Source organism: Pseudoalteromonas sp. SR41-7, assembly GCF_014163935.1.
Lineage (GTDB): Bacteria > Pseudomonadota > Gammaproteobacteria > Enterobacterales > Alteromonadaceae > Pseudoalteromonas > Pseudoalteromonas distincta.
The window spans coordinates 320046-333009 of the sequence record NZ_JACJEF010000004.1 but is presented as its reverse complement, the minus strand read 5'-3'; the positions used below and the strand labels follow the sequence as shown (position 1 = coordinate 333009).

Genomic DNA, 12964 nt, shown 5'->3' with positions numbered 1-12964 from the left:
GGTAAGGGCGTGAGCAGGACGCGGAAGCTTTGCTCGGTTTTTACTTATTCTTACATGGATGTAAGCCATTAGAATAACGCAGGAGCAGTTATCGAGCCCACTAGGTTACAAACCTCGCGCCGTGATTTAATCGCCCCTAGATTGAACAAATTTCAATCCACAAAGGTCAACACGCCCAATTAAGGATATTAATGTTTTTTTCTAAAAATAAGCAAAATGAAATAGCCTCTTTAAAAGCAGAACTCTATCCGTTACAACAAGTGTGGGAAGGGCTTTACCGAGAGATGTTAGTTGTTAATATTCTTTATGATGGGCGTATTTCGCACGCCAATGATAGGTTTTTAGAAAACTTAGGCTACAACGAAGACGATCTTACTAATAACTCTTTTGATGATTTTATTACTGAGTCATCTCGTCAATCTGTCGAATTTAAAAGCCTACAGCAAGCTATAAAAAAAGAAGGACATTGGGGCGGTGCATTACAAATTGCGCGCGGTGATGGTAAAGCTGAATGGTTACGTTTAATAGTACATCCTGTAAAAGGGGAGCAAGATCAGTTGCTCTATTTTTCTATATTCGGGAGTGTGCTTACAAAAACAATTACGGCTTCCCGCGAGCAAAGCGACACTATCAAAGCGATATATCGCTCTATGGCAGTAATTGAATTTGATTTAGAAGGCCATGTTTTAAAAGCAAATGAGCAGTTTTTATCAGCAATGGGTTATCAAGAAAGTGAATTAATAGGAAAACACCATCGCACATTTTGTGAAGCTTCAGAGTATAATTCCCAAGAGTATCAACAGTTTTGGGCTAAATTGAGAGAAGGACAGTTTATAGCGGAGCGCTTTAAGCGTGTTGATAAATACGGCAATGTTGTATGGTTAGAAGCGTCATATAACCCAATCTCAAATGACGCGAATGAGCTTTATAAAGTAATGAAGTTTGCAACAGTTATTACAGAGCAAGTAAATCAAGAAATTGCGATATCTCAGGCTGCCGAAATTGCTTATAGCACCTCAACCCAAACTGATAAAAAAGCAGAGCAAGGCGCGAGCGTTATACAAGATACGGTTACAGTAATGACCGAGCTTGCTATTAACATGGAGCAAGCTGCAAGTGAAATTTCAGCGCTTGATCAGCAGTCGCAACAAATATCGAGTATTGTACAAAGTATTAGTAGTATTGCAGAGCAAACCAATTTGTTAGCATTAAATGCCGCAATTGAAGCGGCTAGAGCTGGCGAGCAAGGTCGAGGCTTTGCTGTGGTTGCAGACGAGGTTCGACTGCTTGCATCGCGTACATCAAAAGCAACAGAAGAAATAGTAGAAGTAGTACAGCGTAACCAATCACAAACCCAAAATACGGTGGCTGTAATAGAAAAAGGTAAAGAAAAAGCAGAGCAAGGTTTAGCACTATCTAGAGAGTCGGGTGATGTGATGCAGGAAATTCAGCAAGGCGCACAAGAAGTTGTGAATGCGATTGGGCAATTTACCAGTGAACTTAAAGCTAACGGCTAGATTAGTTACGTCCTTATTCTAAAGCGGGCACCTTTACCGGTACCCGCTCAACCTACCCCCTCAATATTACTCTCGAAACACCCCTGATAATTTTAAATTTAACAACTATTCTTTTTTAACCCATTAAATAATAGGTAATAAGTTTCTTCACCCCTATAAATGATAATAAGTTGTTGCATTTTTGTTCTTTGTTCCTAATACTGGTGAACGCCAAGGCTGACAAGCCCTAGTATGAATACCTTAAATGATAATAAAATATTACGTACATAACATTAAGGAATTGTATGAACAACACTAAGCGCACACACACATTAATTAAACCAAGTCACCTAATTGGTGCTGGGCTTGCTATGCTAATGAGCTTTTCTGCTGCGAGTAAAGACTACAAAATTATATTAATTCACGGGTTACAAACTTCGCAAATAACCAATAAGTCGGGTAGTGATGTAATTAATGACGGTGAAACATATTGGCAATCGTACTGGAATAATCGTGCAGATGAGCGAATTGATTGGCCTGCTTATGAGCGAATTGAAGGTAAAATTGCTACCGATTGGGTGTGGCCAAAGTTAAAGCAAATTTCACGCTCTAATTTATGCAGTGATGGCTGTGTATTTGTAACACATTCAACAGGCGACTTAGTTGCACGCCATATTATTGATAACCAAGAAAACTGGTTAGAAAACGCAGGCTTACAGCCGCTTAATATTGTTGCGACGTTTGATTTAGCAGGCGCGGGTGGTGGAAGTGAGCTTGCAGATGTAGCCGTTAGTGCTCTAACTGGCGCATCATGGAACTTTGCGGTCGATGCAGCACTCAAATGGTGGCTAGGGAGCGATGTAACCGAAGCTGTTGGTGTATTACACGATTTAAAAGTGAATAATGCCCGTAAAATATCGCCATTTCCTGATGCACGTACACCTAGATTACGCTTTGTGGCAGATGGTAATGCGTATTTAGGTTTAACAGGTGGATTTTTAAAAGGTAATGATGATTCGGTTGTAGCATCGCACTCTTCATGTGGTGCAAGTTCGGCTGGCTCGTTTGGAAGTTGTAGCAGCAGTATTGATACAGATGGCCATTTAAAATCCCAAGGTGATGCTGTTAGTAGCTTTATGCCAAATCATTATCCAATGATGATGAGTGACAGTTATAGCCATAACGAAATACATAACGCGCAGCGTAAAGGTAATGTCACAATAGCCATGAATAACGTAAATGTTGAAGGTAATAACGTAGGGTTTAATACGTTTGATAAAACTACAGGTAGTTGGTTTTGGAAAAAACAATATCGTTATATTAAGGATTCAAATAATTTAAGTGCATCAGCACTTATTTATAATGTGATTCCATAACATAGAAGGCGTGTAGTGATACCAATCTGCATAAATCTTTGATCAATTTAACAAATTAAATTCCACTATAATGTCGTTAAAAATTTTTTATTTACGACTGCATGGATGCAGGAGGTAGAGCAATGCAGGGAGCAATTGCCGAGAACAACTAGATACAAAAATTTTTGCCTAGTTCTAGCGTAATTTTCTTAACGTTAAATAGACCCCATATATAAGCAGATTGGTATTAAAAACTATACGCCTTATAAAAGATTGAAATATAAAAATGAAAAAATTTTATGTCGTTGCTTTAATTATTAGCACTATTTTATTCTCGCTATGGTTTACTGGTAAAAATGATGCTCATAAAGTTGCTGAGCCAATAAAACCACAGATTAAACACAGCGCGAACGCACCTGACTTATCGCCTGTAAAAGTGATCCCTATAGATGTCCCTAAAGCTAAAAAACCACAATCAAAAAAGCAAATTGCGTTTAATGAAGACCTAACAAAAGCAGCGCAGCAAGTGGTGATGCAATACGAAAGTGCACTTAAGTTTCCTCCTTATTCCCAACCTTTGAGTCCTTTAGATGAAGATCGATTAAAGCCAAATCAGTTTTATCCTGTGTCGAGCCCCATAGGTGAAAGCGGCGATGCTTTAACGGTAAGCCTCAAACAATATCGTTTTGTATATCCAGAAGAAATAACAATAAAGGTAAGCGCTCAAGGGCTTGGTAAAGTGGTCGTTGAACTTGCAAATACTGATACAAAGGAAGTATTAAATACCCATACGGGCAATGCGCGTGAAGGTGAGGCAATTATTACATTTAAAGAAGATGAAGATTACCCTCGTAGTTTGCAAGTGTATGTGCAGGGCGATGTTGACGGCAAAAAAGTACCCGTAGTTGCGCAAATTCAATATATGCCGCCAAGTGCTACTTTGACAGGTTTTGAAATTGCTTATGCTCAAAATGAAAACATGATTATGCCAGCTAATTTAACGGTGATAAAAAGTGGTTTGTATCGTGTTAGGGCGAATTTATATAGTGGTGATACACCACTTGCTCATTTGGTATCTAAGGAACGCTTAACACAAGGGAGCCAAACCGTAGACTTAAAAGCTCATTGGTCAGTATTACCTAAGGGCGTTACCGATATGCGCTTAAGTGACTTTGTAATAGAAAGAATGTCGCCAAGCCCAGGTGAGCGTAACAGCTTTGGGAATAGTGAAATAAGCCATTTTGATATAAACGATTTCTCGTACGACAGTTTACAGCAGTTGCCGTATCAGACTAATGCACAAGAAAAGTTAAGTTTAGAGTTTTTACAAGGCCTAGCTGAGAGTTAAAAAGACAACGTAAGGCTGAATTGGTAAATTTAAGGGGGTTGTACATAAATACAACCCCCTTAAATTTGTTAGCCTAGATATGTTAGCTTAAATTTATAGTAACTACACTTGGCGCTTCTTGTTCATCAAGCTCATTAGTAACAGGCACTTTAGGAATGTCTGGCTTATCAAGAGCTATATCGCCACCATCAATGACTTCACCGGTTTGTAAGTTTTTAAAATCAAACAAATCAGCATCAGCTAAGTGTGAAGGCACGACGTTTTGCATTGCTGTAAAAATACTCTCAATACGGCCTGGGTGCTCAGCATCCCATTTAGCGAGCATTGCTTTTGTATGTTTACGCTGTAGGTTTTCTTGCGAACCACATAGGTTACACGGAATAATTGGATAACCTTGTGCAAATGCGTATTGGCTTATATCGCTTTCTTTGCAGTATGCAAGTGGGCGAATAACCATATGCTCGCCGTTATCACTCATTAATTTAGCCGGCATACTTTTTAGTTTTCCACCGTAAAACATATTTAAAAACAACGTTTCAATCATGTCGTCACGATGGTGGCCAAGGGCTATTTTAGTTGCGCCTAACTCATTTGCTGTGCGGTATAAAATACCACGACGCAGTCGTGAGCAAAGTGAACAGGTTGTTTTACCTTCAGGAATAATGTCAGTAACAATGCTGTAGGTATCTTCTTCTACAATTTTGTATTCTACATTTAATTTATCAAGATACTGGGGTAAAACGTGCTCAGGAAACCCTGGTTGTTTTTGATCTAGGTTTACAACAACGAGATCAAACTTTATAGGTGCTACACGTTTTAAATGTTGAAGCATTTCAAGCATTGTGTAGCTGTCTTTACCACCTGATAAACACACCATTATACGGTCACCTTCTTCAATCATATTGAAGTCCATAACGGCTTGACCAGTTTGGCGACGTAAACGCTTTTGTAGCTTATTTAAGTTAAATTGAGCTTTAGCTTGATCTGAGTGTGACAATTACGCCCCCTAGTAAAACAATACAGCAAAGTTATTTGCTAAAAATAAAGGGGCGTATTATACCCAAACCACCTGAATATGCGAGTTTAGGATGTAATTAAAAGCAATTTAAACACGGTATTTTTAGCAAGTAGTATATGAGCTGTTACTTGCTAAAAACCTTTTGGTTAATCTAGTTTTTTGCAAGTGGGCTCACGTAACCATCGGGTTTGAGTGCCAGTACATCACAGTCTAGGCTATCAATTACATGCTCTGCTGTGTTACCTACAAGAGCAGCACTTAAGCCGGTACGCCCGACGGTACCAATAACAACTAATTCGCTATTTAACCGCTTAGCTACATCAGGGATTACATCCTCAGGTAGGCCTTCTTCAATAAAACATTGCTCTTGGCTTAAATTAAACTCAGCAGCAAGTGCATTGGTTGATTCAATGTGGTGTTTTTTAACTGATTCGTTATAAAGTCCAGGGTTAAACTCAGGAATTTCGATTGCTATATTTATGGGCGTTGCAGGATAAGCATTAACTAAATTAAGTTTTGCGTTGGCAAGTTCACATAAAAATTGTGCGTCTTTAATTACCCGTTTATTAAGTGCTACATGTTCTTCGTTTTCACTAACCGCATTCACAGCAGCTAAAATATTACCGTTTTCTGGCCATGCCATTTCTTTAACAAACAACACCGGGGCAGGGCATTTTCGTACTAAATGCCAGTCGGTAGGGGTGAAAATAACGGATTTAAGTGCACCATGTTGATGTGTGCCTTTAATTACTAAATCGTACTTTTGATCAATTACAGTATCGATTATGGCTTCATAAGGACGGTTATGCCAAACCACTTGGGTGTCAATATCTATATCTTTGTAAGGTGAAACCAAATCTTTAAGCCATAGCTGGCGATCTTTTAGTACGGCATCACGCATTGCTTCGCGTTCATCGCCAGATAGCATCGTTGTCATTTCATAAGAGAAGTCGTAAACCGTCATAAAGGCGGTAATACTTGCGCCAGATTTTTTGGCTAAGTCTATTGAACGTGATAAACCGTGTTGATCGTCTTTGGTAGGGTCAATAACCGCAATAATGCGTTTAATAGTGTTCATATGCTACTCCATTTGCCTAACGGGTGTACAATTAGTGTAACGCAAATATAAAACAGTTAAAGGGGTAGCATATAAATTGTTGTTCTAAATCAAACTATTTAATTTAGCGAGGCTTAACGATTGCTGCCGTTTTAGCTAAGGCATCATTATCTAAAATTGTAATAAATTTACCTTCTACTTTTATTAAGTCGGCTTTTTGAAAACGGCTTAATAAACGGCTAATGGTCTCTACGGTAAGGCCTAAGTAGTTACCTATTTCACCGCGAGTCATGGTAAATCTAAATTCTTTGCGTGAAAAACCACGTTCACCAAAACGCTCTGATAAGTTATAAATAAAACTAGCTAAGCGTTCTTCTGCTGATTTTTTATTGAGTAATAACAGCATTTCTTGATCGTATGTAATTTCGCTGCTCATCAAGCGCATTATTTGTTGACGAAGTTTTGGTAATTTACCAGCAAGTTCGTCAAGGGTATCGAATGGTATTTCGCACACCATTGACGTTTCAAGTGCTTGTGAAAAACTCTGGTGCGCCATTTTACTTATCGCGTCAAAGCCTACTAAGTCACCCGCTAAATGAAACCCGGTTATTTGCTCATCACCTTGCTCTGATAATGTGTACGATTTAAATGAGCCAGAGCGTACAGCATAAATAGCTTGTAAAGGCGCGCCTGATTCAAATAGATAATCGCCTTTATGGAGTGGTTTTTTTCGCTCAATAATTTCGTCTAGCTTATCCATTTCTTGGCCATTGAGAGAAAATGGCAAGCACAATTGACTAATACTGCAGTTATTACAGCTAATAGCACAATTACCTTTAGCGCGACTTTGAGAGAAATCCATAATTTAATCCGTTTAAATTTTTATACACACGACTGCAAAATAACCATAAAAGGTTAATACTGCGAATAGGTTATTGTATCAGCTTGTCAGTTGCAATTATCAATAAGTAGATACCATACCAGATTATAACACTGCCCAATACAATTCGGGTCCAAGGGTGGTTAATAATACTATTTAGTTTTTGTGCGGTAACGCCTAACGTGATCATTGCGGGGAAAGTACCCAAAGCAAAACAAAGCATCACTAAAGCACCGTCTAGGGCACTTGGGCTAGTCATCGCCCATGTAAGTGCTGAGTAAACAAGTCCACATGGAAGCCATCCCCACAAAGCACCGTAACCTAGGGCTTTAAATGGTGAGTTAATAGGCATTAAGTATTTATTTAGCTTAACAATGTGTTGCCACACTAAGGTTTTACCAATTTTTTCTAACCATTGCAACGTAGGGCCTAAGCGCATTATATACACGCCGACAAGGAGCATAAAAATAGCTGCAATGAATGAAAGTGCTAAAGAAAAAGATGTGTTTTGCCTAGCAAATTGGCTGCTAATACCAGCAACAAGTGCACCTGCTGCCATGTAGCTCAGTGCACGTCCGGTATTATAGGCAAATGAATAGGTGAATGCTTTGCGTTTATCACTTGCCAGTTGTAATGAGCTTGCAATACCGCCGCACATCGCAATGCAATGACCGCTACCTATTAGCCCCATTAAAAATGCGCTGGTGTAAAGAGGGTCAATCATTACTTTTGTTATGTTGCTCTTTGTCGTCTTCAAACAAAATACTATGACCTTGCTTATTTAAATCAGAAAACTGCTCACTTTTTACGGCCCAAAAGAAAACGCCTATAGCAATAATGACAAACAAAATGGCAATGGGGATCAAAATGTAAATTATGCTCATAACTTTAATAGCCTTAGTGAATTACTAATCACAATAATTGAGCTGGCAGACATGCCAATAACAGCCATCCACGGAGCGACTAAGCCCAGCGCTGCCAATGGTAATATGGATGCATTATACAATAAAGACAGTGCAAGGTTTTGCTTAATAATTCGTCTGGTTTGTTTTGCCACATTGAGTAAATGATCAATCGAAGCTAAATCGCTATTAAGGAGCACTACATCGGCGCTATTTTTTGATATGTCAGCACCGGTTTCCATAGCAATAGATAAATGTGCACTGGCAAATACAGGGCTGTCGTTTACGCCATCGCCGACCATTGCTACAACTTCGTTTTGTGACGCCCATTTTTCAACGGCTGTTTGTTTATCTTGTGGCGAACACCCAGATTGCACACTTTCAAGGTTGAGTTGCTTAGCTACTTTTTGCCCAGCATCTGATGCGTCACCGGTTAACATATGACACGTTAAATTTTGCGATTGAAGTGAGCCTATAAGCTTTTGAGCATCGTTTTTTACTTTATCAATAAAGTAAAAACGTGCAACAACCTGCTTATTTATATACAAGCTTGCTTGTGCATTTGATTTTTTGCTATCAAACCAACCACTTTTACCAATTGCATAATGATTGTTTGCATCTTGTGCGCTAATTCCCAGACCTGGATGCACTTCAACGTTATTAAGATTGTGGTGAGCAGGAGTAATTTCATCAAATGCGCTGGCTATAGGGTGTTCAGAATAACGCTCTAACATAGCTGCTATATCTAGCACTTGCGCTTTTGTGTATTGCTTATCGAGTATATCTACTTCATCTAGGCTAAATTTACCTTGGGTGAGTGTGCCTGTTTTATCAAAGGCAAATAGCGTAATTTGTGAGAGTGTTTCGAGCACATGCGCTTGTTTTATTAATACGCCTTTACGGGTCAAGGTTGCAACCGCGCATGTAAGTGCGGTTGGTATGGCTAAACTCAGGGCACATGGGCAGGTAGCAACTAAAACCGAAATGGTGATCCAAAATGCGTGTTCAGGGTCAATTTGGTACCAGCCAATAGCTGTAAGTGAAGCAAATATAAGCAGGCACGCTATAAACCATTGCGCAACTTTATCTGTAATTTCAACCAGTTTAGGGCGTTTAGTTAATGCGTTGTGTTGCAAGCGGATAATTTGATTTAAAAGGGTATTTTGGCCAATTTTATTAATTTTTATTTCAATAACGCCGTCGTGGTTAACGCAACCGGCGTAGACATTGTGACCGATAAATTTTGTAACGGGTTGGTGTTCGCCCGTCATCATTGATTCATCAACCGTAGTTTTACCCTTTATAAGCTCGCCGTCGGCAGGAATTGTTTCACCCGCTTTAATGAGTACTACGTCATTAAGTTTTAGTTTTTTGGCTGCAATTATAAGTTCTTCACCACTGTCGTTAATGGTACGGGCTGTTAATGGCAATAATTTTTGTAAGTTGGCAGTAAATTCGCTCGCTTTTAAACGCGCTCTAAATTCAAGGTACTTACCTAATAAAAGTAAAAAGGTGAACATGCACACAGATTCAAAATATACTTCGCCGACTTGCATAAATGTGGCGTAACAACTTGCGCCAAACGCACCAAAAATAGCCAGCGATACGGGTAAATCCATATTGAGCTGTTTTGCTTTTAAGCCATTTATGGCGTTGGTTAAAAAGGGCAGTGCGCTATATAAAATAACCGGAGAGGCAAGTACTAAGCTGATCCATCTAAAATACTGCTCAAAATTGCTGTCCATCCCTGAGAACATGCCAAAGTACATGGCAAACGCAAACATCATAACTTGCATGGTCATTAAGCCTGCAACACCTAAGCGGCGAATATAGGCTTTGGCAGTTTGTTGCTTTTGTTGAGCTTCAATATCTGATTGAAATGGGTAGGCTTTATAACCAATTTTGGCTAAGGAAGTAATAATTTCGCTCAATGGGGTGCTGGTTTTATCCCATTGGATCATCGCGCGGTTGGTGGATGTATTTACATCAACCCGTTTTACAGTCTTTAAGTTTAAGAGTTGTTTTTCGATAAGCCATGCACACGCTGCGCAGGTTATACCGTCAACACTCAACAATACCTCTGAGATATTGTCGTTAGTAGCTATAAATTCGTCTTGAATATCTTCGTTGTCATAACTTTTTATAAATGCGAGTTGCTCAGGTACCAGTTGCTCAACCTTGCCTGCGCGAACAGTTCGGTATTTATAATAATCAGTCATACCTTGAACAACAATATTTTGCGCAACTGCTTGGCAGCCAATGCAACACATTGGCTGGGCTATATCGTCAATTATAACGTTTGCGCTAAATCCGTTTGGCACACTTTCAAGGCAATGAAAGCAAGAGTGAGACATAGTGATGATTACTTATAGTTAGGAGTAACTAAAACGGTTTCAGCCGTCGGTAGAACAATGTTTTCTTTGAGTTTCCAGCTGCCATCAATTGGCTCAATAAATACAGAGTATGCACCTGGTGTATACTTATCAAGTAATGCAGTAAATTCTTGATTGGCATTAGGTGTAAGTGTGGCCTCAAAGTCATGCGCTTTAATAGTACGGTGGTAAAACGAAAGTTTTAAAACATGCACGTTGCTACTGTCACCTTTTGTAAACTTAAAGCTTACACGCTCGTTGGTTACATTTAATTCGCCATGTAAGTAAAGTGCTTTTGCTTTTTCAAACTTAGTCAGTTCTAAGTTTATTGCTTTGCCTTTTTTGTAGTAGTCGTCAACAACCATATCTGGGCCGTTACCTATTGCCGTAATAAATAAGCTAATACAGCCAATAATTGCAACTAACGGAAAAAAGATTAAAAACCAAGGCCAAAAATTTTTATACCACGGAGTAGGTTGCATAGTGTCTCTAAAATTAGTTTAGGAAGCGTTATTTTATAGGAATTATACGTAAAAGACTAAAAAAAAGCCTCCGACTGGAGGCTTTTTTGATCTGGATTAATCTATTGAATTAAATAAATTAATTTATAAACATTTTATTAACCGTGTGCTTATTTATCTTGCGATAAACTGTAAACGTAGGCTGTTAATAAGTGAATCTTATCTTCACCTAAAATGTCTTTCCAAGCAGGCATTACACCAGCACGGCCGTGGTTAAGTGTTTCTTCAACAGCACGTTGAGAACCACCGTATAACCAAATGTTATCAGTCAGGTTAGGCGCGCCAAATGGTAGGTTATGTGCAACCGACCCTTTACCGTCAGCACCGTGACATGCTGCACACATTGCAAACTTAGCTTTACCTGCGGCAGCATCTTTTTGGTTAACAGTACGACCAGAAAGGCTCAGCACATGTGCAGTCATTTCTTTAACGCCTTGCTCACCAAGAGCATCGCCCCAAGCTGGCATTGCAGCTATACGACCATTAAGCAGTGTTTCTCTAATTTTGTCTGGTGTACCGCCATATAACCAATCTTTATCAGTTAGGTTAGGGAAGCCTGTTCCACCACGTGCATCAGAGCCGTGACATTGCGCACAGTTTTGTGAGAATAAACGCTGACCAATTTCGATGGCTAATTGACCATCTGTTTGTTCATGTTTGTCACCATTTTCAAGAGCAACTTGCTGCGCTGCGTCACCTTCAAACTTAGAATTAACTAAATCTAAAACCGGCACTTGTGCAAGTCGATTAAAAATAGGACCAAAGCGTTCTTCTGCAGCTTCATACTCTTTATCAAGTTTAACAAAACGACCTTCTGCTTTGGCCTCTGCAACTGCTTTTTTAGATTCAGCTAAAGACGTAATACCTTGGTTAGAGCTAGTCCATTTGCCAAAACCTTCCCAGTTACCTAAACCTGGGAAAGCTGCAAGGTAATATACTGACCAAATAAAAGTTGCGAAAAACATGTAAGTCCACCATTTTGGTAGTGGATTATTTAGCTCTTCAATGCCGTCAAATTCATGTCCACAGCTTTCACCTTCTTTTACGCCAGCATAGTTTTTTAAGTTCCACACTAATAGGCCAAAGATGATGCATAAGCATGCAAGGGTTAATACAATAACCCAAATACTCCAAAAGCTAGTCATTTTTCAGACTCCTTTTCCTCGTTAGAGAGTGTGTTGTTATGTTTTTTTTCATCTTCAAAAATGGCATTAGCAGCGCTGTCAAAACGATTTTTGCTACGCTTGCTGTATGCCCATACAACAATCACAATAAACAATACTAAAATTACCAGAGTCAAAATGCCTCTGTATGTTCCGTAATCCATAATAATTTACTTCAAGTGGGTACCAAGTTGCTGTAAATACGCGATTAGAGCTTGGATTTCTGTTGCGCCTTCGCCGTTATTCATAGCGTTAACTTTTTCAACATCAGCTTTAAGTTCTTCGTCGCTGCCATAACCTAGGCCCGGGTGTTTAGGGTTTTCTGGGTTAATAGCAAAAGTATCACGGAAAATTTGTAGTTTTTTCAGAGTCAGGCTTGTATCTACCTTATCCTCTGCTAACCAAGGAAAACCCGGCATATTCGACTCAGGAACCACAGCACGTGGGTCAACTAAGTGAGCATAATGCCAATCGTCCGAGTAACGTTTACCAACGCGAGCAAGGTCAGGACCAGTACGTTTAGAACCCCATTGGAAAGGGTGATCCCATACTGATTCGCCTGCTACAGAGTAGTGACCGTAACGCTCAACTTCATCACGAAAAGGGCGGATCATTTGTGAGTGACAGTTATAACAACCTTCACGTACATATATGTCACGGCCTTCCATTTCTAAAGCATTAAGAGGGCGTAGGCCTTCTACTGGTTTAGTTGTGTCGTCTTGGAACATTAGCGGAGTAATTTCAACTAATGCACCAAAGCTGATAGCAAAAACAGTCAGAATAGCCATAAGGCCAACGTTCTTTTCTACTATTTCATGTTTGTTTTGTGAATTTTTATTGCTCATCATCTCA

13 protein-coding genes are annotated in these 12964 nt (G+C 39.4%); 3 read left to right on the top strand and 10 right to left on the bottom strand.

The window, feature by feature from the left end; translation table 11 throughout:
• The first annotated feature begins 191 nt into the window (after positions 1 to 191).
• From H5092_RS20815 to H5092_RS07760, 3 genes are all read left to right on the top strand, one after another.
• Positions 192 to 1517, top strand: coding sequence for a PAS domain-containing methyl-accepting chemotaxis protein (locus tag H5092_RS20815; RefSeq protein WP_182733253.1), 1326 nt, complete (start codon positions 192 to 194; stop codon positions 1515 to 1517).
• Positions 1518 to 1801: 284 nt separating this feature from the next.
• Positions 1802 to 2872 (top strand): hypothetical protein, encoded by a 1071-nt coding sequence (locus tag H5092_RS07765; RefSeq protein WP_039490101.1) that lies wholly within the window; start codon positions 1802 to 1804, stop codon positions 2870 to 2872.
• A gap of 265 nt (positions 2873 to 3137) precedes the next feature.
• On the top strand, positions 3138 to 4199 hold the full coding sequence (locus H5092_RS07760) for a hypothetical protein (RefSeq protein WP_165723935.1): 1062 nt from the start codon (positions 3138 to 3140) through the stop codon (positions 4197 to 4199).
• Positions 4200 to 4281: 82 nt separating this feature from the next.
• Here the strand turns inward: H5092_RS07760 and ttcA are convergent, their stop codons facing one another.
• From ttcA to ccoO, 10 genes are all read right to left on the bottom strand, one after another.
• Entirely contained in the window at positions 4282 to 5196 is a 915-nt protein-coding gene (gene ttcA / locus H5092_RS07755) for a tRNA 2-thiocytidine(32) synthetase TtcA (RefSeq protein WP_002963067.1), read from the bottom strand.
• Positions 5197 to 5368: 172 nt separating this feature from the next.
• Positions 5369 to 6295, bottom strand: a complete 927-nt coding sequence (gene uspE, locus H5092_RS07750) for a universal stress protein UspE (RefSeq protein WP_182733252.1) — start codon at positions 6293 to 6295, stop codon at positions 5369 to 5371.
• A 103-nt stretch (positions 6296 to 6398) separates the two neighbouring features.
• Complete coding sequence (locus tag H5092_RS07745; RefSeq protein ID WP_002963069.1) at positions 6399 to 7136, bottom strand: FNR family transcription factor; 738 nt, start codon at positions 7134 to 7136, stop codon at positions 6399 to 6401.
• A gap of 70 nt (positions 7137 to 7206) precedes the next feature.
• A complete protein-coding gene (locus H5092_RS07740; protein ID WP_182671756.1) occupies positions 7207 to 7878 on the bottom strand; it encodes a sulfite exporter TauE/SafE family protein in 672 nt (223 codons plus the stop codon).
• Positions 7871 to 8038, bottom strand: a complete 168-nt coding sequence (ccoS, locus tag H5092_RS07735; protein WP_002963071.1) for a cbb3-type cytochrome oxidase assembly protein CcoS — start codon at positions 8036 to 8038, stop codon at positions 7871 to 7873. Before ccoS ends, H5092_RS07740 begins: the two co-directional genes overlap by 8 nt.
• Complete coding sequence (locus tag H5092_RS07730; RefSeq protein WP_182733251.1) at positions 8035 to 10410, bottom strand: heavy metal translocating P-type ATPase; 2376 nt, start codon at positions 10408 to 10410, stop codon at positions 8035 to 8037. The genes ccoS and H5092_RS07730 overlap by 4 nt, the downstream gene beginning before the upstream one ends.
• Before the next feature lie 8 nt (positions 10411 to 10418).
• Complete coding sequence (locus H5092_RS07725) at positions 10419 to 10910, bottom strand: FixH family protein (protein ID WP_002963075.1); 492 nt, start codon at positions 10908 to 10910, stop codon at positions 10419 to 10421.
• 149 nt (positions 10911 to 11059) lie between these two features.
• Positions 11060 to 12094, bottom strand: coding sequence for a cytochrome-c oxidase, cbb3-type subunit III (gene ccoP, locus H5092_RS07720; RefSeq protein ID WP_138488889.1), 1035 nt, complete (start codon positions 12092 to 12094; stop codon positions 11060 to 11062).
• On the bottom strand, positions 12091 to 12276 hold the full coding sequence (locus tag H5092_RS07715; protein WP_024597380.1) for a CcoQ/FixQ family Cbb3-type cytochrome c oxidase assembly chaperone: 186 nt from the start codon (positions 12274 to 12276) through the stop codon (positions 12091 to 12093). The genes ccoP and H5092_RS07715 overlap by 4 nt, the downstream gene beginning before the upstream one ends.
• 6 nt (positions 12277 to 12282) lie before the next feature.
• Positions 12283 to 12957, bottom strand: a complete 675-nt coding sequence (gene ccoO / locus H5092_RS07710) for a cytochrome-c oxidase, cbb3-type subunit II (RefSeq protein ID WP_024597379.1) — start codon at positions 12955 to 12957, stop codon at positions 12283 to 12285.
• Between the last annotated feature and the right edge of the window lie 7 nt (positions 12958 to 12964).